The sequence below is a fragment of the Pleionea sp. CnH1-48 genome (assembly GCF_024124665.1).
Taxonomy (GTDB): domain Bacteria; phylum Pseudomonadota; class Gammaproteobacteria; order Enterobacterales; family Kangiellaceae; genus JAMXSB01.
Map to the genome: position 1 here is coordinate 142,474 of NZ_JAMXSB010000014.1, position 24,138 is coordinate 166,611.

The 24,138-nt window shown below is 39.2% G+C and carries 16 protein-coding genes; 8 read left to right on the forward strand and 8 right to left on the reverse strand.

What is annotated here, in order from left to right:
• The first annotated feature begins 6 nt into the window (after window positions 1-6).
• From NH399_RS20325 to NH399_RS20345, 5 genes are all read left to right on the forward strand, one after another.
• Window positions 7-735, forward strand: coding sequence for a TniB family NTP-binding protein (locus NH399_RS20325; RefSeq protein WP_253043076.1), 729 nt, complete (start codon window positions 7-9; stop codon window positions 733-735).
• Window positions 732-2,564, forward strand: coding sequence for a TniQ family protein (locus tag NH399_RS20330; RefSeq protein ID WP_253043029.1), 1,833 nt, complete (start codon window positions 732-734; stop codon window positions 2,562-2,564). Before NH399_RS20325 ends, NH399_RS20330 begins: the two co-directional genes overlap by 4 nt.
• 21 nt (window positions 2,565-2,585) lie before the next feature.
• Window positions 2,586-3,284: a hypothetical protein gene (locus NH399_RS20335; protein ID WP_253043030.1), complete on the forward strand. Its 699-nt coding sequence runs from the start codon at window positions 2,586-2,588 to the stop codon at window positions 3,282-3,284.
• A gap of 1 nt (window position 3,285) precedes the next feature.
• Window positions 3,286-3,852 carry a hypothetical protein gene (locus tag NH399_RS20340; RefSeq protein WP_253043031.1) on the forward strand — a complete coding sequence of 189 codons (567 nt, stop codon included), beginning with the start codon at window positions 3,286-3,288 and terminating at the stop codon, window positions 3,850-3,852.
• 79 nt (window positions 3,853-3,931) lie between these two features.
• A complete protein-coding gene (locus NH399_RS20345; RefSeq protein WP_253043032.1) occupies window positions 3,932-5,446 on the forward strand; it encodes an SIR2 family protein in 1,515 nt (504 codons plus the stop codon).
• 51 nt (window positions 5,447-5,497) lie between these two features.
• Here NH399_RS20345 and NH399_RS20350 read toward each other — a convergent pair whose 3' ends face one another.
• The gene (locus NH399_RS20350; RefSeq protein WP_253043033.1) at window positions 5,498-5,767 is read right to left on the reverse strand and encodes a helix-turn-helix domain-containing protein; all 270 of its coding nucleotides are present in this window, start codon (window positions 5,765-5,767) and stop codon (window positions 5,498-5,500) included.
• 83 nt (window positions 5,768-5,850) lie between these two features.
• Here NH399_RS20350 and NH399_RS20355 point away from each other — a divergent pair, with 83 nt between their 5' ends.
• Both NH399_RS20355 and NH399_RS20360 read left to right on the forward strand, forming a co-directional pair.
• Window positions 5,851-6,288: a hypothetical protein gene (locus NH399_RS20355; RefSeq protein WP_253043034.1), complete on the forward strand. Its 438-nt coding sequence runs from the start codon at window positions 5,851-5,853 to the stop codon at window positions 6,286-6,288.
• 350 nt (window positions 6,289-6,638) lie between these two features.
• The gene (locus NH399_RS20360) at window positions 6,639-7,454 is read left to right on the forward strand and encodes a S9 family peptidase (protein WP_253043035.1); all 816 of its coding nucleotides are present in this window, start codon (window positions 6,639-6,641) and stop codon (window positions 7,452-7,454) included.
• Window positions 7,455-7,555: 101 nt separating this feature from the next.
• Here NH399_RS20360 and NH399_RS20365 read toward each other — a convergent pair whose 3' ends face one another.
• Window positions 7,556-7,921, reverse strand: a complete 366-nt coding sequence (locus NH399_RS20365) for an SgcJ/EcaC family oxidoreductase (RefSeq protein ID WP_253043036.1) — start codon at window positions 7,919-7,921, stop codon at window positions 7,556-7,558.
• A gap of 330 nt (window positions 7,922-8,251) precedes the next feature.
• Here NH399_RS20365 and NH399_RS20370 point away from each other — a divergent pair, with 330 nt between their 5' ends.
• Window positions 8,252-12,463 carry a two-component regulator propeller domain-containing protein gene (locus NH399_RS20370; RefSeq protein WP_253043037.1) on the forward strand — a complete coding sequence of 1,404 codons (4,212 nt, stop codon included), beginning with the start codon at window positions 8,252-8,254 and terminating at the stop codon, window positions 12,461-12,463.
• A gap of 94 nt (window positions 12,464-12,557) precedes the next feature.
• Here the strand turns inward: NH399_RS20370 and NH399_RS20375 are convergent, their stop codons facing one another.
• The 6 genes from NH399_RS20375 to NH399_RS20400 form a co-directional block, all read right to left on the reverse strand.
• On the reverse strand, window positions 12,558-16,700 hold the full coding sequence (locus NH399_RS20375; RefSeq protein WP_253043077.1) for an ATP-binding protein: 4,143 nt from the start codon (window positions 16,698-16,700) through the stop codon (window positions 12,558-12,560).
• Between the two features lie 169 nt (window positions 16,701-16,869).
• Entirely contained in the window at window positions 16,870-17,043 is a 174-nt protein-coding gene (locus NH399_RS20380) for a hypothetical protein (RefSeq protein ID WP_253043038.1), read from the reverse strand.
• Window positions 17,044-17,452: 409 nt separating this feature from the next.
• Window positions 17,453-19,597 carry a peptidase domain-containing ABC transporter gene (locus tag NH399_RS20385; RefSeq protein ID WP_253043039.1) on the reverse strand — a complete coding sequence of 715 codons (2,145 nt, stop codon included), beginning with the start codon at window positions 19,595-19,597 and terminating at the stop codon, window positions 17,453-17,455.
• Window positions 19,594-20,841: an HlyD family secretion protein gene (locus NH399_RS20390; RefSeq protein WP_253043040.1), complete on the reverse strand. Its 1,248-nt coding sequence runs from the start codon at window positions 20,839-20,841 to the stop codon at window positions 19,594-19,596. The genes NH399_RS20385 and NH399_RS20390 overlap by 4 nt, the downstream gene beginning before the upstream one ends.
• Window positions 20,842-20,964: 123 nt before the next feature.
• Complete coding sequence (gene lanKC, locus NH399_RS20395) at window positions 20,965-23,664, reverse strand: class III lanthionine synthetase LanKC (protein WP_253043041.1); 2,700 nt, start codon at window positions 23,662-23,664, stop codon at window positions 20,965-20,967.
• 173 nt (window positions 23,665-23,837) lie between these two features.
• Entirely contained in the window at window positions 23,838-24,026 is a 189-nt protein-coding gene (locus NH399_RS20400; RefSeq protein ID WP_253043042.1) for a hypothetical protein, read from the reverse strand.
• Window positions 24,027-24,138 lie beyond the last annotated feature (112 nt).

The window sequence follows — 24,138 nt, forward strand, 5'->3', positions numbered from 1 at the left end:
ACGGAAATACCGGTCTTAGTCGTTGATACACCACCTGTGCCAACCGTTAAAAACGTTGCTGAGGAAATGTTAGTTATCTTGGGAGATGAAAATTTTCATCGTGGTTCAGCTGTAGACAAAACTAATCGAATACTACATTTTATAAAGTCTTGTAAGGTAAAAATGCTTATCTTCGATGAATTACAGCATTTCATTGACCAGGGTAAAAAAAGAACACCCTATGAAGTATCTGATTGGTTGAAGACGATTATTGATAAAGCTAATGTTTCTACTGTTTTAATGGGATTAGAGCGAAGTGAACAAATATTGAGAATAAATGAACAATTACGACGTAGGTTTAGTAAAAGGATTAATATTGAGCCATTTGATATTGAAAATAAAAAGTCGCGAATAAACTTTATTGGTGTCGTAAAGAAAATTGATGAAAATTTGGACTTACCTTATAGATTGGATATTAAGGATAGAGAACTTATTTCGTCTTTGTTTTTTGCGACTAATGGAATAATTGACTATATGGTCAAACTGCTTATTGGAGCATATGAACAAACATGCATGTTAGAAAGAAAGTCAATAGACCGAGAGTGTTTAGAGTTAGCCTTTACTGAAAATATTTGGATTGAAGGGGTAGATAAATGGAATCCATTCAATAAAAAGTTTTGTTGGCAAAAGCTTGATAAACCAGGTATGCCATTTAACCAAATTGACGGACTTTCGACGGAGCGATTATCACGATGATACGTAACCAATATGAGTTGATTAAGCCACTAATTCGCCCAAACATATATGATGATGAAGCGCCTATTTCTTACATCATCAGATTGGCGGACTCTAACAAATACAAAAGTTTCAGATGGCTATTTAAATCGAAAACTAGAAGTGTATCGACTTTAAACCACAAAATATCCGAATTATTAAAAGCCAACAATTGGAGCGGATATCGTCCAGGCGAAGGAGATGCAAAGAAGTATAGGGATATTTCAGCCTTACACTTCATCTCAAATAAATCGCGATTTTGTCCACAATGCTTGGATGAGAATGGTTACTTTAAACATGTATGGCAATTAAAAGTAAGCTCATGTTGTAAAACTCATAATGTTTGGCTATTGGATAAGTGCAGTAGCTGCGGCGAAGAAGTGAGATTTAGTAGGAGTAAGTTACTTGAGTGTAAGTGTGGAGCTGACTTTCGAACTATGAAGTCAGAAGAGCCGTCTAAAAAAGTATTGATTATGCAGAGCTTCTTAGAAAACGAGATAGATAAGATATGGAGTGCTAATCAATTACTACCTAAAAATCATAACTTAAACTTAGATAATCGAATAAAATTAATAAGTATGTTTTCCGGATGGCTATCTAATAGAAAGTTAAGCCGTTCTGGACCTAGCGTTTCATTGTCTAATATGTCCTCAGCCAAGCTTTGTTTTAATAATATAGCGGAGGCAGTTTTTGGAGAAGAAACTGGTTTTAAAAATTTCTTATCAAACTTACAGAATGAGAAAGTCACTTCTAATAGCAAAGATAATCAATTAAAAAAGTTTTATCGGATATTTTACAATCGGTTTACTGATAAAGTTTATGATGAGTTTAAAGTTGCCTTAGAAAACTACTTGCACAAATCATGGAGGCAATCCTTAACTAGAAAAAACAAGCTGTTCAAATCTTCAACTATAGAGTCACATCCTTGGATACCATTCGAAAAAGCATGCAGAGACTTTGGCGTAAATAAAAGTGTTTTGAATAGATTGATAAGAAATAATGAAATACATTTTCATAGGGAATACAAAACACATAGAATTTTTGTCAATGTATATAAACCTGACTTGATAGAAAGACTTGATCATATTCAAGACATAATAACCGCTAAAGAAGCCGCTAATATTTTGGGACTAACGAAGGCTCAATTTAGTCAATTAAGAAAGTTTATTAAACTTAAAACAGCAATTGAACCGTGTGTTAGCTGCCAAACATGGATTTTTTCAAAAGTAGAAATTACTAATTATATAAACAACTATCTGGAAAAACTTAAAGAGGAAAGTATTGAACGTGCAAAAATATCTTTCTCCAGCATTCTTAAATACTATGGTGGTAATATTAGGAATCCATTAAAAACAGTTATTGAGGCTATAGACTCTAATGAGCTCAAACCTATAGCCAAAAAGAAAGGTTACGATGGCTTTAAGTCACTAATTTTCGAGAAGGATGATTTTCTAAATTGGTACAGCATAATACGAAAACGAGATAAATACATGTCTATTCCAGAAACAGCAAAGTTGCTGGGTATAAGCCAGGAGTTTACTTATCAATTGGTCAATAACTCAATATTAACAGTTTCTAGAAGAGGTAATGGACGTTGTATAGCTGAGAGCAATTTAAATAAATTTAAAAAAGAGTATGTAGTGCTTTCCAAGCTGGCTAAAGAATGTAAGATAGACTCTAAAACTTTGATTCGTTACCTGTCAGATAATGATATTTCCCCAGTTGATCAGGATTGGAAGAAAAAGATGCATCAAAAGGTGTATAGAAGAAGAGAGTTAAAATCTGTTTCAATATTAGAAGGTTTGATTTAAAAATAGCATTATGAGGTTTGTATGAAGTTATACGAAAACATAGTGATCGGCAACTTTCTTTATGCATTAGGATTTTGTATAAGATCAAAAAGCCACCTTGATGTTCAGCCTGGAATAATAAATCTACTTCAGCAGTCGCCAGCTGATACTTTGCTAGGTGATTTATTGGTAGAGTTCCAAGGAACAACGAAGCTCATAGAGTTTAAACAGATTTCAAATAAAAGTAAGAAAGAGCGAGAAAAACACCGAAAGATTAGAGGGGCTATTGTTGGAAGTGAAGCTCTTGAAGAAATATCTAGAGATATACATTGGTTTGTAGAAACATCGCCTGTTAATGATTCATTTACTTCCAGAATTGTTCCTTACCTAGATGCCTATCCCGAAGAGGAAACGATGTTTGAATTTCCAGAATTCGTAGAGCACATTGCTGATAGAGCAGTTGATGAAAACAATCAGTTTAGCGAAGATCAGTTGAAAAAATATTTGGATGTTATAAAGAATTTGAATGGACCAGATGATATAGGTACTGGTGGATTGTTGGTTCACATTGATAAAAAGGGGAACATTCGATATATGGAATTAGTAGATATGACTCAGCTTAGATTAACTCATAAGCTTTATTTAAGTGAAATGAAACTTTGGTATGAAAAAAAATATAGTTTAAATAAGGAGTTATCTTTAAATAAAGGAAAAAGTTTAGGTTTTAGCATGGGGTTATAAGATGAGTGATAAAGATTTTCAAATGATTTTTGACTGTTTAGGTCGACTCCTTAAAGTAGCTGATAGAGATCAGTCTACAGCAACAGAATTGCTTAAAAAACTAGACTTTCAAGTTAGAGAATACGAACTAAATCAACAAAGGTGTCAGAAAGCAATTGAACAAACAATCTATTCAACGATAAATACCTCTATCCAAAATGAAGTTAATCAAATATCGGCAAGTTTTAATGATGCTCAAAAACAAGCTGATGCCGCAGCTAAAAGATATGAAAAGTCATCGAACTGGGCCATATGGAAAGTCGCCGTGACTGGAGTCTTAATTGCTATCATCACTTTAAGTGTGTTCGTGGCCGCAGTATACATGGTAGTCCCTTCTTATGAAGAGATAACCGCTCGCATTTCTAAAATGAACGAGTTAGATAGTGCTATAAGAGATTTGGAAAGTCGAGGTGCGTTAGCTAAAACTAGCTATTGTGGTCAAGAGAGTCGTTTTTGTGTTCGCGTCGATGGCAAATTAGATTTCTATGGTGATGAAAAAGAAAAGTATATGATTATTCATGGGTACTAATAATAGTAGTTAAATGTTATGTATATTATTGCATTGACCTAGCTAAAACGAATAGAGAACATTGCTGGAGTAAATAGGTATGTCTTGCTTTGATCAGGTTTCATCTGAAGCAAAAGAGTTGCTTGTAACTTCATTCTACCAAGAGGAAGTATTCTTTTGGATCGGTTCTGGATTTTCCAGAAATTTTGGATGCCCAAGCTGGGCAGATGTCCTTAATGGTGTTGCAGAAGAGATTAGTTACGATGAAGAAATTAACACCGATGCGCCACTAAGAGCTGCTGAATTGCTATTTTCTTATTCAGTAATCGAGCATGGTTATGATGAATATCAATTTAACTCCCTTGTTTTGAAGGTGCTTCAAAATAAAACAACAAAAGTAGAGTGGCCTGACTGGGTTGATAATTTCAAAAAGATCTCCCCCAAATTAATTGTTACTACAAATTGGGATACTGTGCTTGAGGAGTTATTTGAATTTCTCCCAAACGTTGTTGTTCGAGGAGAAAAGAAGCCTAGAGTTTCAACAAATAGAAAAAATATTTTGAAAATTCATGGTGGAGCAGGAAGGCCAGAATCTGTAGTAATAACTAACTCCCAGTATAATTTCTTCCAGAGAGAAGATACTTATCTAAACAGGAAGTTATACACGCTTTTCACTGAAGGTATGCCCATTTTTATAGGGTATAGTTTGACAGATCCGAATATTGGTTTTCTATATGAGGAAGTATATGCTCACATTGGTGAGGAAAAATCACCTGCTTTTATGATTGTACGTCCTTCTGTAGATGAAGCTCAGTTCAAGGAAACTAAATTACTATTTTCTAATAAACAAGTGTATTTAATAAAAGCAGAAATAGGAGAGTTTGTATCTGATCTAATTGATGAAATTGAACAGTTTATAGAAGACAATAGGCAGTTTTGGATCGATCATGAAAACATAAAAGACAAAATCTACGAAATCGTAAGTAAAATAACCGATGGAGAAAGATTATCTGATAAGAAACTAATTAAGAAGTTTCCGGGGAGGGAATCTGGTCATCAAGCTATAGAGGCTTTAGTTAGTTTGATGGAGATGCCAAATTTGTATCAAGATGCTGGCGGAAACTTACTTTCACCTGATGGTCGTATTTCATATACAGAAACTAACAATCTTATACAGACTTTGATTAAGCTGCTAAATGAATACTCGTCTCCATCAGTTGATGTACGAAACAGATTCCACGCTTGCGTAGTAGATAACTCTACTACTGGACCAGGTATTTGGGATTTTTATCAAGCGAAGGTGCCTTTTGAAAATATCCTAGCTATTCATCCTAATAAAAAATCTAAATATTTTCTTTCAAGACTCAGGCATATAAGAGATGTTTTACAGTGGTCATCACCGACTCAGGTTGGAAAGTGTTGGTCAACTTGGAGTGTTTTTAAGAAGCGACTCGACTGGTTTAACTACGATGAAATATTTGCTTTAGTGAAGATGGTTGAAGATGAAGAGGATGGTCTAGTATCTAAAGATGATGTCCGTTGGATGAAAGCGATAAAGTCTGCATCAGCAATCACTGATGAAATTAAAGAAAAAATAGATGAAATAATCGCATGACTTTCCTATTTTACAAATATAGTAATTGGATTGGCCCTTCTTGAAATAGATTTATTTAAATGGGGTATGCTTCTTTGGATACTTTATTGACTCGAGTATTAAATTGATACCAATATGAGGATCGATATCTAATGCCTCGCAATAATCTACGAACTCTAGCAAATCTATCTTCCGACGACCGTCTTCAATTTTTCCTACAACCGAGTGGTGAACACCTAGCTTTGAGGCCAAAGCACGAATGGATAGATCCGCTTCATGGCGTTGCTTTTTCAGCCATTCACGTATCACTTCATACTGTGTGGAGTTTATCGAATACCTCATTGTCTCTATTTTAGAGACGCAATATAATGTCGCTAAATTCGAGACAAAAGCTCATATAGAGCCCTTACATGAGGAATAAGATAATGAAAATAATGGTGTTTTTGTTAGCCTGTTTTTATATAAGTAGCATATTGGCGATGGATAATAATTTAGGTGAAAGTAAAGCTGAGTATGAATTTAGTCTTACTAAAATAATCTCAAACCCAAAAGCTATTGATAAGGCAATCATTAGAACTTGGGGGGTACTCCAGGATCATGGTGCTTTTATGAAGCTTTATCTTGATAGGAGTTCTGCGAAACATTGGATATCGGCTAATTCCTTATTGATACGCAAAGGTGACTTCACAAGAAAGCATGAAAAAGAGCTTGAGTCTTTCGATGGAAAGTATGTGTTGTTAGAGTGTTTATATGACCCCAGTTTTAAAACTAACTTCTTATCAAAGAAAGAAGGCAAACCTTTAGTTGCGAATCCATCATGTAAAGAGCTAACGAGAGTTATGCTTTTAAAAAACTATCAGTAAGTTCTCTTTGAAGCTATCCTACTGATTTTAAAGAAAAATCAAGATAAATGAGATTTTAAGGGGCTGAGAGCATCAGTGATGAGATTTTCAACACAGCTCAAATTCTCACAATCCTTGCTCCGGCCAGTATTTATGGGGTATCTTCGAAGCATGCTTAATGAGATCCCACACATACGGGGTATCTATAAAAAGCTGGCTGTATTTATACCGCCAGCTTTTTTATGGGCGCTCTAAAAGTTAGCCCCTTTAATGCCAATGTCACAGTCATCAATCTAGTAGTAAGGAAAGCTATATATCGAGTACTAAGGAATAGGTACTTCCAATATAAAAAAATTCAAACTGGATGATTTATGAAAAAATTAATCGGATTTATTTTAGTGTTATGTTTATCTGGTCTTGCTGATGCGGCGAATGGTGATGCACCTGGAGGTAAAGTTGTCTCTATAAAGTCAGATGATGTAAATATATTTGGCATTCTATATGATGAAAGCAATAACAAAGAAAAGAAGAAACCTGCGCTGATATTTCTGCACGGGTGGGCACCTCAGAACGTCAGGGCAGGTGAGAGAGGAACCTACACGGCTAAAAAGTTCTCCAAATCAGGCTACATATCATTAGCTGTGACGATGAGAGGATGGCCTGATACGGGTGGATATAATCTTTGTGGCTGGAAGCAGCCGCAGGACATTTCTCGTGTTGTTGACTGGCTTAAGCATCAGAAAGGTGTTGATCCTGAGCGGATAGGCATTGTTGGTCATTCTCAGGGAGGGCAGGTTGCTTTGTTAACTGCGGCTACGAATCCATCAGTAAAAAGTGTTGTGGCTTATTACCCAGTCACTGACATCGCTTTATGGGCTGAAGCCACGGATCTGCCGAAGGAGGCCATTGAGGGATACATCAATGGTGTTTGTGCCTATAAAGCGTCGCAAAAGACGCGCTCTCCAGTGTTTAAAGCAAAAGAAATACAGGCCAATGTGTTATTGCTGCATGGAGATGATGATAAACGCGTACCCATTAAACACAGCGAAATAATGTTAAAAGCGCTTCTCGACAGTGATAAGGACGCAAGTTTGCACCGAGTTAAAAATGGGCATCATGGAGCTTACGGTAAGGTCTGGGAAGGTTCTGAACAACGTGTTCTAGATTATCTAAAAAAGAATCTGTGATAAATATTGGATACTAGCTGCCGCCTGCTAAGGAATTGCTTGGGTTAACTCCTGGCGATGCAGGGCGGCTAGCTAAACTGCTATCAGAACAACAGCGAATGCTATTCAGGCATAGCGGAGGAGTGGTGCTCAATGATAAGCCACTTCTCGCCGTTCCATTGATAAACAAAAGTATATCTAGCTTTTACAGTAGAACCGTCGTTAAAGCTGAAGTTGTATACGCCAGAGTTGATCGCAATCTTATTAAAAATACGAACATTAGGAGCTTCTAACTCGCCTTTTGGACCTTTTGCCAAAAATTGAACAAAATAGTCGGCTCTTTCTTCTTGAGTACGGCGGACTTGGTTCGAAATGGTTGGAAGCAAAATGGCGTTTTCGTCATACAAAGCCACTACTTTCTGTGGATCGCCTGTTTGTAGTGCCTGATTCCAATCGTCGAAAAGGCTTATAATTTCATTGTCGGTCACGCTGATCTCCTAAATCGGGTCGATACTTTTGGCGCACATTTTATAGTGATCGTAACGATATTTCTTTACCTTTTTGCTTATCGAGTAGATGTAAGACCATTAACCTCACAAATAACAAAAATTGTTGCTTATAGTCCGGGATCATACTTTCTTAATGAGTTGTTTTTATTTATTCTGTTTGTCTGAAAGACTAGCTAAATACATATATAGTTAGTAAGCACATACTATATTGGCACGATGAGCAAAATATCATAATAATGCGTTTTCAGGTGTATCACCTGTCGTATGGAGTGAGTATTTACTTATTATTAATTTAAGAAATTTATAAATATGCTTAATTTTAGATTTTCGCTCCGTCTGTTTGCGAATCTTGTTTTCTTATCTATCTGCTTATTTTCAACCCGAAATGTCGATGCAAGTTATCCTGACTATCGGTTTGAAACAATACAAGTCAATGGTGAAGCCTTCGACCTCGCCGTTAAAGCGATCATAACGGATCGCCATGGCTTTATTTGGTTAGCCACGACAAAAGGCTTAATGCGGTACGATGGATATTCAGTTAAAGAGTTTCGATATGATCCGAATGATCAAAACTCTATTTCCAGTAACTTCACAACAAGCATATTAGAAGACACCAACGGAATGCTATGGGTTGGCACCGCTGGTTCTGGTCTTAATCGGTTCGATCCTACAACAGAAATATCCGTCCGTTTTAAACCTATCGAAGACGACAGCAGTAGCCTCAGCCATAATGATGTTGAACATATTTATGAAGACAGCCAGGGCACGATATGGGTTTCTACCAGTGGTGGTGGTCTTAATAGGTATGACGCCAAAGGTAACCGGTTTAAGCGATACCTGCCCGACAAAAATAACCCGTTAAGTATTAGCCACTCTTATGTTAGAAAAATCATTGAAGATCCATCCGGCAACTTATGGATCGCTACTAATAATGGACTCAACTATTTTTATAGAGATGAAGAACGTTTTATCCACTTTGTCCATAACAAAGCGATACCATCGTCTTTGAGCAACAGTATTGTTCGTGATATTTTTTATGACAAAAAGGGAAATCTTTGGATCGCTACTTCAAATGGACTGAACCGTTTTATCTCGTTTAATGAAGGTTTTGTACATTACTATCCAAACGAAAGAGATAAACACCGACGTGTCGACGATAATGTCATTAGCTCTATTTATGAAGACAAATTGGATCGTCTTTGGCTCGGCACGAAAGGCGGTGGAGTAAAAGTATTCAACAGACAGAATAAAACGTTTTGGCACTACCGTAATGAACCCAATCGACCTTACAGCCTAGCGCATAACAAAATCAAAAAGTACGGTTTCTATGAAGACTCTCAGGGTCTGTTATGGATTTTAACGGGCAGCGGGCTTAATCGAGTCAATCCCATGGCTTCAACATTCAATCATCATCGCTATGCCAGTCACCATGATGGTGGCCTGATTGGAAATAGAGTTTGGGCGATATTTGAAGATGAACAAGAGCGCTTATGGATTGGAACGGATAAGCAGGGTATCAACATACTCGATCCTGTATCACAGAAGTTTACTCAACTAAAGCATGATCCCTCCCAGCCTAATGGTTTAAATAGCAACCGTATCTTTTCCATTCTCGTAGATAAAGAAGAAACTCTATGGATTGCCACCGACAAGGGGCTTAATAAGAGGGAGAAAGGACAAACTGATTTTACTCACTATCAGCATAATCCTGGCGATGCGAATACACCTAATAGCAACTTTATTTTCGAGTTACTGGAAGATCATCAAGGTAATATTATTCTAGGTACTGATGCAGGTATTGCCAAATATAACAAAGGCACCGACAAAATAGAAAGGTACAACGTTAGCAATCGCAGTCAAAGCGTGTTTGACTTTGTAAGCTTACAGGAGCTCTATGAAGACAAGCTTGGTCGACTTTGGGTTGCTACAACAGAAGGGATTATTATATTTGATGCCAATGGTAATTCCGTTGATCTCATCAATAAGAAACCCAGTTCGAAGTATCAACTGAGTGACAATGATGTTCATGCAATCTATGAGTCTGATGATGGTTATCTATGGATAGGCACTCGTGGTGGTGGCCTAAATCGATTCGACGTCGAGACCGGAGAAGCCAGATACTACCGTGAAAAAGACGGACTAGTCGATGACGTCGTTCTAGAAATTGCCGATGATAAACAGGGTAACTTATGGTTAGCAACAAGTAATGGATTAGCTCGTTTTAATATTGAGCAAGAGACTTTCCAGCACTATAGCGAAATTGATGGCGTTTATAAGCGAGTCGGTCAATGGGAAGGGATACAACGAAAAAATGGTGATATTGTCCTCAGTGGCCCAGATGGTTTTAATCTGTTTAATCCGGCTGAAATCAATATTACTTCTATAGCGCCCAAAGTTAGCTTTACTGGTATGTTGTTATTTAATCAACAGGTGCCTCTAAAAACGACAAGACCTAATGATGCTCCCTTACAAACCGATAACAATATTCATCAAACATCGGTCAGCAACTTTAAGCTAGAACAACCTATTCATTTAACAAAAGCCATAACATTAACCCATCAGGAAAGCCTGGTTTCATTTGAGTTTTCTGCACTTGACTACATTGAGCCCAAAAAGAATCTGTATGCTTACAAACTTGAAGGCTGGGATAAACACTGGATACACACAAACTATCAAAATCGAAGAGCGACTTATACCAATCTTCCTGCTGGTAATTACACGTTAAAAGTGATTGGCAGCAATCGACACGGAGTGTGGAACAAACAGGGAGCATCCATTGATATCACTGTTTTGCCACCAATTTGGAAAACCTGGTGGGCATATATCCTATACTGGGTGTCAGGGTTAGGGATTATGTCTCTGATAGGCTATTTGATCTATCATCGTCGAATGTCAGAAAAAGACAAAGAATCTGCACTCGCCATAGCCAATGCAAAAGAACAACTGTTTGCCAATATTTCTCATGAGTTTAGAACGCCACTAACATTAATTCTTGGGCCTGTTGAGCAGCTCGCTGAACATGAAGAAAGTAGCAGAAATAAAGAGAAGCTTAATGTCATTAAGCGAAACGGACAAAGATTATTGGGTTTAATTGACCAAATATTGGATCTGGCAAAACTCCGTGGCGAAAAAGATATTGAGCGAGTACCTCAGGAAATTAACGAGACATTGAAGTTTATTTGCCATTCTTTCGAATCCATTGCACACGCAAATAATATAGAGCTAACTTTCTCTATTAAGAATGACAAACAACTATGGGTCAATATGGTGCCCGATGCTTTGCTTAAACTGTTACTTAACATCATATCCAATGCGTTTAAATATACTGAAGAGAATGGAAAAATTCATTGTTCTATCGTTACTAACAATGAGCAAACTGTTGAGTTGATGATAGAAGACACTGGATGTGGGATCAGTGAAGAAGAACTGCCTCATATCTTTGATCGTTTTACCCGTCTTAAGGATACCGAACAAAAAGTTTCGGGTACGGGTATCGGATTAGCGTTGGTCAAAGAAATTGTTGACTCCCATGGAGGCAAAGTTGTCGTAAAAAGTCAGCTAGACGTTGGCAGTTGTTTTACTATAACGCTTCCTTTGTATTCGTATTCTGGGCAACATCCATTGCCTGAAGAACTAAGAAGCACAAATTACATCAACGAAGTTGTTGATACCATCAGCTTACAAGAGCTCGAAAGCTATGAGCTGGATAATTTCTCTGACGAGAATAACCTACCATCAGTTCTCATCATCGATGACAACCAAGATATGAGGCAGTACCTAACCAGTGTGTTGTCTCCGTTCTTTAGCTGCACTATCGCCGTTGATGGAAAAGATGGGATTAACAAGGCAGAAGAGATTATTCCAGATGTTGTTATCAGTGATTTGATGATGCCAAAGGTGAATGGATATGAAGTCGCTAATCATTTGAAATCCAACGCAACGACGAGCCATATCCCTATTGTCTTGTTAACGGCGAAAGGTGACAAAAAGGATAGGATCCGCGGATGGCAAGAAAATATTGATGAATATCTAGTCAAACCTTTCGATCCCGAAGAACTGATATCACGAATCAAGAATTTGATATCTATCAGAGAATTGTTGCAGCATCGTATTAAAGAAAACACCGCAGGTATAGTCTCCATGCGCAACGAGCCTGTACCAGAGGATGATGAGTGGATCTCAAAGGAACAACAATTTATTGAAAAGCTGGATCACTTTTTAGTTGAGAATATGGCCGATTCCGATCTTAAAGTCGCAGCCATTGCTCAGGCATTATTTGTCAGCGAACGACAATTGCATCGAAAACTAAAAGCACTGCTTAATACGACGCCAAGTAACTATTTGCGCAATTACCGATTAAAGAAAGCGCTTGAGCTACTAAAGCAAGGAAAAGGCATTGGCGAAGTGGCTGGTGAGGTTGGCTTTTCATCTCATAGTAACTTTAGTCGTTGTTTTAAAGTTAAATATGGGTATTCACCTAAACAATATGCCGAAATGAAAACACTGGAAACCGAAAATTAGGGGTATTTAACGTTTTATGTTAGGCAAATTGAATGAGATCTTTCACTCAACAAAAGTCCAGCTAACTAGAGTGGACTTTTGCTACCAATTAAAACTAATTGGTAGTGGTCAGTTCTTCACTTTGCTCACCACTACGTTGATACTCTTTTGCCGTCATCCCAAATTGTGCCTTAAAGCACTTTGAGAAATAGGCCTGTGAGCTAAAGCCTACATTAAATGCAACTTCACTGATCCGTAGCCCTTTACCAAGTTCTTCTTTAGCTTTCATGAGTCGGTAAGAACGCAAATAGTCATTAGGTGAGCGGTCAACCAGTGCTTTCAATTTACGTTGAAGTTGTCTGTCGCTCATGGCCAAATTAGCAGCCATTGATAGGGTGTCAAAATCAGGATTCGAGAAGTTTTCTTCGCAGTGTTTATTTAACTTTTCAATAAACTCCTGATCCTTTTCACACAGACCTGTGGTTTTTAGTTGGCTCGAGTTTTTAGAATTTTGAATAATTTCCTGGCTAAATCGAGAACGCAAAATATCTCTTATTGAAAGCAGGCTTTCTACTCTTATATTAAGCTCATCGTGATCAAAAGGTTTCGTTAGATACTCATCGGCGTGTTCTTTCCAACCTTTGAGGCGACTTTCTCTATCGCCTCGAGCGGTTAGCAAAATAACAGGAATATGAGAGGTCTTTTCATCTTGCTTAACCAGCTTGCTAACCTCATAACCGCTCATTTCTGGCATCATAACATCACTGATAATCAGATCGGGTATCGACTTAACCGCCATCGCCACGCCTTCTCTACCATTCGAAGCTTGCAAGCAGATATAGTGATTACTTAGGCACTCGATAATGTACTCTCTCATATCAGGGTTATCTTCTATCACTAGAAGTGTGCTTCGACTATCATCACTTGGCGTATCAATCGTCTCGGCTTGCTGCGTTGGCGGTGTTAGATCGCTATGTTGTTCTCGAATACTTTCCAGTTCCAGATTGAGCAGCTCTGTATTAATGCTTCTATCTTCGATATTTTGAGATTGCTCTAAAGACTGTAAAAAAGAAACTTTAAATGTCGATCCTTTATCGGGTGAGCTAGATACTGAGATCGAGCCTTGATGAGCATCGACGATTTCTTTGACTAAAGCTAGACCTATTCCAGCACCGGTAATTTGTTCGCTGTAAGAATCCAACACTCGGTTGTATCGTTCAAATATCTGTTTGTGCATGTCTTCCGGTATGCCAACGCCAGTATCTTGAACTTTAATAATTACTTCGCTACTGGATTGTCTATAGATAGATACAGTAACTTTTCCACCGGACGGAGTATATTTGATTGCATTAGACAATAAATTAAGTAATATTTTTTCAAAGGCATCTTCTGTCAGATAAAGATTAATATCTTCAATTTTTTCTACAATCAGCTGAACGCCTTTTTCTTCAGCGAGATCTTTAAACGACTGGGTGATCAGAGATGCAATAGGTTTGATTGCAACTAACTTGTTTTTAACAATATGTTCTACGTGAAACTTTTCCATGTGAAGCAGTTGGTCTACCATCCGTAAAACACGAAACCCGTTGCGTTTAGCCATCTCGAGTTTATTTCGTGTTGTGCTCCTAATATTTGAGCGTAATAAGTTTTGAATCGGGCCTAGTATCAGAGTCAGCGGCGTTCTAAATTCATGAGACAGATTGGCAAATTCATTACGCTTATTGGTAAGTAACTTTTCAACAAGATTCTTTTCTTTCTCTAACTCCCAGGTTCTCTGGTCAACCATCTCTTTTAATTGTTTCGCTCGCTTAGTGATGGCTTTGGTTCTTAAGTGAAAGACAAGCAGAGTCGTGAGAATGATTGCCAGAACATAAATGAGTTGTGCCCACCAGGTGAGCCAAAAGGGTGGGGCGATGGTTAGAGTGATCCTTGCTGGCAGGCTCCCCCAGACACCGTCTGCATTGCTGCCTAAAACTTCAAACTCAAATGTTCCGCTGGGCAGGTAGTCCAGTGTGATGCTTTTGGATTGTGCCGGAAGTTCGATCCAGCCTTTACTTAGGTTTTTAACCTGATATTTAAATCGATTCGATTGCGAGTCGGTGAAGCTCAATGAAGAAAAGTTGATGGTTACTGGACCTTCATTGTGCTTGAGCTTCAAATGATGTAACGAGTCTGGAGAGTTACTGTTGGGATTGGCTTGTTCTGCAATTTTTATTGGCAGCAATTGGTCTTTTACATGAATACTAGAAATGACCGTATTCGCAGGAGTTGGATTGATCAGTTCGACCTCATTGGATATATGCAAAAGGCCATCATAGCCAGAGAAGAGCAACTCTCCGTTCATCTGATGACAAAAACGACCAGTAAGTCCATTGGAGGTTACGCCCTCACTTTTCCGCATGGCTATCAAAGACTGTGATTTAGGCTCCCACCTAAACAGGCCGCCCTTTAACTTGGCTAACCAGAGTACATCATCATCGGATTGTAAAAAGCATCCAATGTTTTCCAATGGCAGCTCGATGGAACTGCTTTCCATCGTTACAGGATCAATAACCTGAACCTTTCTATCGCCGTTAAATAGATAGAGCTTTCCATCTTCTGACTGATACATATTGACGTAGCTTCTTACACTTTCTGAGTTAGGCACTTTAGAAAGCAGCTGTTTTTCAATATCGTATTTATAAAGTCCTTTGTTCTCGTATAAGATGAAAACAGACTTTCTATCTTGAGAGATCTCTATAAAAGTTGCTGTAGGAGAAAAGTCTCCAATCATCATCTTTTGCTGCTGGAAAAAAGGATGGGACTTTTTTGACGTATTGTGAATAACAACACCTCTTTCTCCTGCCATTAGCCAAACGTTTGAATGCATATCAACAACGGCTTTGTCTGTAGGCAGTTTCGTGTTGGTTGGATAATCTTGAATCGAACCATCCAAACCAATAACGGAAAAACCAGAGGATCTGCCAACATAAACTTTGCCATCTTGTGCTTTATGAAGCGAGTAATAGCGTCCGAGCTGGGTTTTTTCGCCATTCGTTTGTATAACAGAGGAGGTGCGGTTGGTTTTTTTTGAAATCTTAACGAGTTGCCGTTCTGTGGCTACCCATAGTGCATCATCAGACTCCATTAAGCCGTTAATTGTTGTGTGGTTGTTTTGTTTTGTATGCGAATCGAGTTTTACTCGTCGGATTCTTTTGGAGTCATTACTGATGTAGTGAACTCCACCATCTTGAAAAGACGTCCAAATGTTATTTTCTTTATCAACCAGAAGGGCCATAGGAGCAGGGTTACGCTGGGTATTTGTAGTGCTATTGTCCATACCAAAGCGCTCGATAGTCGTTAGATTGTTCGAAAGGCGCAATAGTTCATCATCGGTCACTGCCCACCAGTTACCATCATTATCTTTTTCTAAGCGTATGACCGAATCAGGGATATCGAGTTCGAAAATTCGTCGAGCATTGCCACTATGGCTGTCAAATTCGTAGAGTCCGCTGCCTGTTCCTACCAGAAGTTTTCCGGGAGATTTTGAGCGAATCACATTAATAAAGTCAGCTGGAAACTGGTTGGGGTTATCTTTATGATTAGAATAGTGTGTAAAGGTATTCTGGCTGTGATCAAACTGAACCAGTCCACCAGCAGAGGTACCAACCCAAATAACGCCTTGCGCGTCTTCAAAAACCGTATAGGCCCAGATACTCAGTTTTTTGTATGAGTACTCATCATGCCAGGGGCGCAATGACGAAAAACTATCGTTTGTTCGATCATAAAGATAGAGAGCGGATGCTGCCGTTACCCAGACCCGGTTTTTACTATCAACAAAAACATCATAAATTCTATTATTGACATACTTTGAACCGGAAGTGGGTCGGATTAAGTAGGATGTAAAATGCTCACTCTTTTTATCAAAGCGATTGACCCCTTCTCTTGTTGCTATCCATAAATAGCCACTTTTGTCTTCAGCGACGGCCGATACATGATTATTAGATATTGAATTAGGGCTACTGGTACTACTGGAGTAAAGGTTGGTCGTGTTGCCGTTATAGTTTAAAAGTCCTTTTTCTGTTGCAAACCATAAACTACCCATCGAATCTTGATAGATCGTTTTGACCTCTTCAACAGGTGAAATATTAGGCACATCGACTTTAAGAAACTGCCGTTTTATCGTAGGTAACGCATGGGCGAAATTGTTAAGGGAAAAAAATGACAATCCGATAACAGCGATCAGTTTAATAATAAAAGTAAGCCCATGGTTGTGCATTGTATTCAATCATTTTGTCTTAAAATATTTCTTATTTTGAGACTTTATTGAAATCAATAACCCAGTGCAAACAAATTTACTATTAAGATATTTAAAGCGTCTCAATTAGAGATTTTGCTGTTGGTATGGAGAAGCCTTTAACAAAATCTCTAATGTGAGGTTAGTGAGTTTATTTATCAGAAATAATGTGGGGAGGACGACATGCTTTGCAGGCGCAACCCAATCCGTGGGGAACTGAGTCGTCTCGATTTTCTATTTTTCCGCCTGAGATAAATTCGATTTCTTCAAATGATAATTCTCTGATTGCGACTTTAACAGGTTGCTTTTGGCTATTGTTGTTCATTGTTATTACCTCAAATTTAATCAAGTGTGTTAAGCAAAGTGTTTTTCAAGTTGAGCAACGTTTGTTCACTGTTAGGTGAGCATGGCAGCGAAATAAAAGATCATCCTGATGCAATTATTTCGCTGCACGTTGCTTCACTTGATTTGTCTCCAGCTTTCCATTCGCTGAAGACGAGTCCATTATGCTGAGTTTGAGGTAAAAGTTTTATGACTCTGGCGTCAAAATTATTAACTCCAGCGACATTTTATAATACGTTGAAATAATTTTTTAAAATCAGTGGTTTAGAGGTTTTGGGTAACTTTTTTGTCGGTTTTAACCAATGAATTTAGCACTGTTAATGCGCTAAATTCATCAGAAAAGTGATGTGCCTGCGGCTTTCAAAGGCAAAGCCTTGATTCCTGTGTGGACACTAAAGCAGACTGGATTGCAATAACACGTCCTTATCAACTTCTACCAACACGCCTCGATTTAGAGAAACCACTTTATCGGCTGAACGAATGGTCTCTGGTCGATGGGCGATAATAATACGAGTAATGTTTAAGTTCTTTACCGCCTCGTTGACGACGGACTCTAATTTCGTATCGAGATTAGAAGTCGCCTCATCCATGAACAGAATTTTCGGCTGACTATAAAGTGCTCTGGCTAAAAGCAGTCGTTGCCTTTGTCCTCCAGAAAGTGTTGTACCCATATCACCAATCAAGGTGTTGTAGCCCATAGGCATGGATTCTATATCACTATCAATGGAAGCAAGCTTTGCACATTCAATGGCACGCTCTTCATCAACGTCGGCATCAAAAAGCGAGATATTATCCATTAGAGAACCTGATAGTAATTGGTCATCTTGCATCACAGCACCAATATGGCTTCGATAATTATTCAAACCAAACTTTTTAATCTCTATACCATCGACCATGATTTGACCCGAGGTCGGATCGAGCAAACCCAGTAGGTTTTTCATTAGTGTGGTTTTTCCACCACCAGAAGGACCCACGATAGCGACGGACTCTCCTGGATTAAATGTATAAGAGACATTTCTGAACACCTGTGGTTCGGCGTCCGAATATTGGAAAGATAAGTTATCAACCGTTAGTTTACCTTTCACTTCTTCTTGTTTAGTGCCCATTCCTTTTGGACCCAGATCTTCTTCTGGTGTTAGAGCAATATCGGCAATTCGGCTAAGGTGCAAACTGATCATTCTAAACTCAATGAGTTTTTCGATAACCTTTGCGGCCTTGCCTGTGAACTGGCTTTTGTAAGCGGTAAAAGCAAACAGCATACCCACAGAAAACAATCCCTCCAGAACCAGTGTCGCACCAAAATAGATGACTGCAATGTTTTCGATACCAAATAGCAGATCGTTGATGGCTTTGTAGCTGATCTTCAGCTTGTTAATTTTAATATCCGCATTCATGGCATCGGCATAGTGGTTATGCCACAGGGTCTGGCGCTGAGCTTCACGGCCAAAGATTTTGATACTTTGAGCGGCTCGAACGGTTTCCATAAAGTTGGTATTTTCTTTGGCATTGGCAACGATGGATTCTTCACTCAGTTTTCTAAAAGGTTGATACATTGCCACGCGAAGGAGCGCATACAGAGCGACGACAGAAAGTACGATGCAAGCTAACAGAGGGCTATAAACAAACATCATGATCAGTGTCGTGATGATCATGATGCCATCGACCAAGGTTTCTATCAGTCCGGTGGTCATCAAATTTTTGATGTTATCCATTGAGCTAAAGCGAGAAACGATATCGCCAATATGCCTTTTCTCAAAAAATGACAGCGGCAAGTGAACCAGATGTCTGAACAGGTTGGCCGCCATCTGAATACTGAGCTGATTGCTCAAATACATGATGATATAACCTCGCAGAGCATCCGTTCCTACACTAATGAGTGCCAGCAGTAAAAAGCCCAAAGCCAGTACCACCAGTAACTTTAAGTCTTGGCCGACGACCACATTATCGACCACTAACTGCATATAAAAAGGACTTACCAGGGTAAATACCTGAAGCAATAAAGATAAAAAGAAGATCTGAATAAGAATTCTCTTGAGCCCGGTAATATTGGACCAAAGATCCGACATTCTCATTCGAGTCTCATCATTTTTTACTTCAAACTGCTGTGTTGGTGTTAGCTCAAGGGCAACACCGGTAAAGTGTTGAGACGCTTCACTAAACGTGAGTGTACGAATGCCTCGAGCAGGATCATGGATGGTGACGCGATCTTTTTTGACCTGCTTTAACACGACAAAGTGGTTGAGATCCCAATGCAGGATTGCTGGTGCTTTCAAGTTGATAAGGTTATCCATATCTAACCGAACAGCTCGAGTCGAAAACTTCAAGTGATCGGCGGTCATCATCAGGCTTTTTAGTGTGGCGCCTTTTAATGAAACAGGATAACTGCGTCGCAAAGTGTTTAGATCGATTTTGTGTCCATAATAAGAAGAGATCATCGATAAACAAGCCAGTCCACACTCAGCCATCTCGGTTTGCAGAATGATGGGCAGGCGTTTTTCGCTCTTAAATGACAGTAAGCTAACAGGGTTTTCCATCATAATCTTCCTTTTAGGCTATACAGAGGATCAAGAATCCAATCGATCAAAGTCAGGTTTTCTAGAATGATGTCGGCTTCTAGCAACATGCCAGATTGTAGGGGTAATGTTTGTCCATAGGCTCTTACATGTTGTTCGTTCAGCTCAACGGTGACGCGGTAAACAGGTTCACTTAATGTGACAGGTACAGGCAGCTCATCGGGCCTTAAAATCACTTCAGAAATTTTGGCAACCGCACCTTCGTAGAGGCCATAACGCTGATAAGGAAAAGCGGCATAGCGGATCATGGTTTTTTGGTCGGGTTCAATAAATCCGATGGCGCGAGTAGGAACGAAGAGTTGAGCTTCAAACTTTGCTCCTTCTGGTAAGATCGCCAGTACGGGCATATTGCTTTTTACGGTTTGGCCTTCGTATACCTGAAGAGCGGTTACACGGCCATCAGCAGGAGCGTGCAGAGTAAAACTTCGCTGTCCTTCGATATTCAGCCGTTTTTGTGCGATGTCAGAAATTCGCTGGCGCAGATCCGACAGGCGAATAGATAGCTTTGCCGGTACCTGAGCCAGATCAAACTTGGCTTCCTCAAGGCGGTTTCTTTGTGCGGTGAGCATTCTTTCGGCTTCATCAGTGATCAGTTTGTTATCCAATAATTGCTCATAGTGTTGTTCGAGCTGATTTTCTGATATGTGGCCTTTCTTCTTCAGTCGCTCGAATCCTTCGATACGTTTGGCAGACATCTCATATCGGGCTTTTGTGCTTTCTAATTTTTGCTCTAGCTGTTTGATTTCCAGATTGAGTCCGTTAATGCGAGATCGAAGTTTCTGACTCTCTATTCGACTTAACTCTTCTTCTTCAAGGATCTTTTTATGAAGATCAGATTCTGTGCGTTTTAATTCTTTGATGATATCGGCATCGATGTCGCTGGTATCTTCAGTTGCTCTGTGAGTCGATACGCTGATAAGGCGTTCGCCAGACTTCACCACTTGCCCTTCTTGAACATGAAGGTGCGAAACAATACCGGCATTTTTTGCGTAGACTTTTGCCAATCCGGTATTGGGAACCAGATAACCGTTTACGGTTTCTTTTCGAGCGTAGTTGCCCCATAGCAATAGGCAAACTAACAAAGCTGCAACAATCGTAATTGCGATTGATATTAGAGTGAAAGAAAGGGGCTGCATTATGATGACATTTCCCCAGAGTCTTTCTCTGCTATGTTCTATAACTTCTTTGCGAAATAGATCATTGCTCATTTTATATTCTCTTTTTATTCTATTTAAAATACGAACTGGGCTTATCTTTCAACAGTAAAATAACGAGATCAAGATGAGCCAGGTAAATATTCTGCATACATTACCTGGCTGTAAGGTGAAAGATTAAGCGGGCTGCTGATTCTCGTCAGAATTTAACAGCTCATCCAACATAAAGAACTTGTTGCCAGAGTGTGTGTTAAATCGATTCAAGAACAAGGCGACACCGGCAGAGCCATCGAATAAGTCAGCACTTATTTTAGAACGGTTAGCATCTGGGAAAGCACTGCCATCTTTTCTCTGAATTTCAAACATTCTTAATCCAGATACAGCGTTGGTAGCCATCGTCAGGTAGGACTCGTCTTGCAAGAAGTCATAAGCGTCCAGTAGGTAGTTGCCTAGACCTGCCAGTCCTGTTGATAGTCCTGAATTAATGGTGTACTTATGGCATATATCCCGTGTCAGTTCATTAACAAGTTCCAAATATTGTTCGTCTTTTGTTACGGCATAGTAGCGAAGTGCAACGGTTGCAACACCAGCGCTTCCATAGGCGACATAAGGGTAAACGATGTTGTCTTTTGAATTGCGAGGGAATCCAATAGAGCCTCTGGCATCTTTCTTAAATGATAAGTCGTAGGCTAGTGCTTTTTGTCCTGCTGTTAAGTAATTATCATTTTGGGTCGCGCTGTAAGCGTACAGCAAAAACAGTGCGATTCCGCTAGAGCCTTCTAACAGCCCAATTCCTGTACCTTGTTCGCTCTCAGCATCTTCCCAAACCAGACCTTCTTCGTGTTCGAAAGCGTTTTCGCAAAGAATATCGGCTATCTTAATGGCTTGATTTAAGTTGTCTTCATTCTTTGTCTCGGACCACAAGTGAAGATTCGCTAAACCAAACCCAGCAGCGCCGTAACCCAGATTCATTTTTTGATAGAGATTGCTATGATGTCCTGCCGATCTTAGAAGCTTTTTGGCATCGTCTTCTAGTCCTAAGTTTTGTAAAACCCATGCACTCCCACTAAGTCCGTTCATTAAACCGGGCAATTTATCTTTTAGGTTATTGGAATAAGTATTTTTTACCCATGCTGTCAAATTGTCTGGGACGCTGCCTTCAATGATCTGCCAAGCATAAACAGCGCCTAAAATGCCTTTGTCCAAAGCCATCGGATCTTCCATTTTAGAAGCGACGGGCAAAACGTATTCACGTCGTTTAGTATCAAGAACATTATGGTTGTACTGTGCAACTCTTTTTACCGTAGTCAGGCTATATTCTTTTAGGTCATCCTTGTGGGCTTCTGTGTCATAAGAAAAAGCATGCAGATCGGTAATGTCTATGGATTTCATCAAGTCAATGCAATGCTGTAAGTCTGCTTCTTCATTCGTTAGAAGATACTGAACCACTTCGATATATTGTGAAGGGATCCCATAGTCTTTCTGCATTTCGCGCAAAAAAGTTTCGTCATAGCTAGAGTTTAATTGAAGCAGGCTGGTGTTAGGAAGCAACATCGAGAGAAAGGTGCAACCTAGCGCGTAGAAGTCATCGCGGAACTCTGCTTCTTTGCGATCCCATCGCTCAAACGTTGCGAAGCCAGGAGTGAAAATATTGATTGGGTGGTCGACACCTATTTCGTAGGCTCCTTCAAAGTCAATCAAACGAGTTTCAAAAGTGTCTTCGTCCACCATGATGTTATTGGTAGATAAGTCACCAAAAACAATGTTTTCATTGTGTAAGCTTTTAATATCTTCTAATACATTGATGGCAATAGTCGTTAATTTTTGAACCCACTCTTGAATATCTTGATCCGTTGATTGAGAGTGTGTCATTCGATTGATTCTTGGCTGGATTTCTCTTAATGTGCAGCCTCCAATCATTTCTTGTGCCAGGAACATGTGCTTCCACTCTTTAAACAAGCCATAAACTTTGGGAGCAATATTTAAATGTTCTACCTTGGATAACAAACGATGTTCTTTTTTAAGTTGATCGATGATATCTAAACCATCTTTATTAAGGCCGACAAAAGGGCGCGCTTCTTTTAATAAAACGTCATCATCATTATGTATGTTCTTCGCTATGTAAACACCGCCCGCATTGGATGCTTTAATAACCGAAGTGACTTCGTATTTTCCATCAAAATAGTTGGCAGTATTCTGCTCTTCTGTCTCAGAGTTATCTTGGTCAACTGAGGTGGCTTGTCCCGTTAATAATGCGAATTCTTGTTCGGCAAATTCAGGAAGGTGAAAGCTAGCTTGACGAACATCTTCTATATAAGTGTGCTTGTCATCTAATATGTAAGCAGTTTTCTCTCCGTTAACATCGGTTTGAGAGAAGCTTTTAAAACCACCATAGCGGTAGAATACAACTTTAGAATCTTTGTATTGTCGATCAGACAGAATGTAAGGGCCTTCTTCATCTTTTAATGCCGCATGTAATTTTTCTAGCATCGATTGGAATGTTGCAAAATCTCTTGGATAGATCGTGACGAACTTTCCAGCTGCCGAGCGCGAGCAGTTCTTACTCATAAGTTGTCTAAGTATTTGATAATCACTCGCAAACTTAAATTCGGTTTCAAACTCGACACAGACTTTAATCACTTGAGTCAAGGTGTTCAAAGCACGCTCAGGAAGCGTTGAAACATGGATTTTCCAGCCCTGTACTACCTGACTAACTTCTCTTGGATGAACATAAGTCCAAAAATAGTCTTGAGATACACGCCAAATTTTAGGCAGAAGAGAGGAGGCGTGATCAAAGTAAGTGTTTTTGGGTTTGCGCGCTTCAAATGGCACAAAATAGTCGGGGTGTACGTTGAGATCTCTAGCAAAATTTTCCATGATTGACTCCTATAGATTTTCTCATCGCACATTGACGGACGAGAAGCGAGTATAAGTTAGTTAATTAAAAAAGAGTTGGCTTTTACTCGACTTCAAGTCGTTATTTGGAGTTGTAGCTTTGTGGAACTCCAAATAGCGACTTGAAGTCTTGTCTGTTGTAATGCGAATAAAACTTAGGCTCTCACCAGATCATCGATTCGACAATCTAGACTGCTGGTGCTCCACTCATTTGTATCGAGACCACCACAATCGATACTACTGACACTCCATTCTGATTGTTGGCCGCCTGATACAGCAGTCAGTTCTTGCAGGTTTAATACTTTGATCTGGTCATTGTTAATTGAGTTGTTATCGTTGTTCATTGGTTTTTCCTCTTTTAGTACATTTTCGTTTAGGTTTGGTGTCGGAAAGTTATCGCTCAGTGGGCGAGGTTTCACCCAGAGAGCAATAGCTTTCGATTCAATAACTAGAGAG

Coding starts and splice junctions, on each gene's coding strand:
- NH399_RS20390 (WP_253043040.1), bottom strand. CDS start 20,841: ATGAGCAATGATCTATTTCGCAAAGAAGTTATAGAACATAGCAGAGAA.
- NH399_RS20335 (WP_253043030.1), top strand. CDS start 2,586: ATGAAGTTATACGAAAACATAGTGATCGGCAACTTTCTTTATGCATTA.
- lanKC (WP_253043041.1), bottom strand. CDS start 23,664: ATGGAAAATTTTGCTAGAGATCTCAACGTACACCCCGACTATTTTGTG.
- NH399_RS20340 (WP_253043031.1), top strand. CDS start 3,286: ATGAGTGATAAAGATTTTCAAATGATTTTTGACTGTTTAGGTCGACTC.
- NH399_RS20400 (WP_253043042.1), bottom strand. CDS start 24,026: ATGAACAACGATAACAACTCAATTAACAATGACCAGATCAAAGTATTA.
- NH399_RS20330 (WP_253043029.1), top strand. CDS start 732: ATGATACGTAACCAATATGAGTTGATTAAGCCACTAATTCGCCCAAAC.
- NH399_RS20385 (WP_253043039.1), bottom strand. CDS start 19,597: ATGATGGAAAACCCTGTTAGCTTACTGTCATTTAAGAGCGAAAAACGC.
- NH399_RS20360 (WP_253043035.1), top strand. CDS start 6,639: ATGAAAAAATTAATCGGATTTATTTTAGTGTTATGTTTATCTGGTCTT.
- NH399_RS20345 (WP_253043032.1), top strand. CDS start 3,932: ATGTCTTGCTTTGATCAGGTTTCATCTGAAGCAAAAGAGTTGCTTGTA.
- NH399_RS20355 (WP_253043034.1), top strand. CDS start 5,851: ATGAAAATAATGGTGTTTTTGTTAGCCTGTTTTTATATAAGTAGCATA.
- NH399_RS20375 (WP_253043077.1), bottom strand. CDS start 16,700: ATGCACAACCATGGGCTTACTTTTATTATTAAACTGATCGCTGTTATC.
- NH399_RS20380 (WP_253043038.1), bottom strand. CDS start 17,043: ATGAACAACAATAGCCAAAAGCAACCTGTTAAAGTCGCAATCAGAGAA.
- NH399_RS20350 (WP_253043033.1), bottom strand. CDS start 5,767: ATGAGGTATTCGATAAACTCCACACAGTATGAAGTGATACGTGAATGG.
- NH399_RS20370 (WP_253043037.1), top strand. CDS start 8,252: ATGCTTAATTTTAGATTTTCGCTCCGTCTGTTTGCGAATCTTGTTTTC.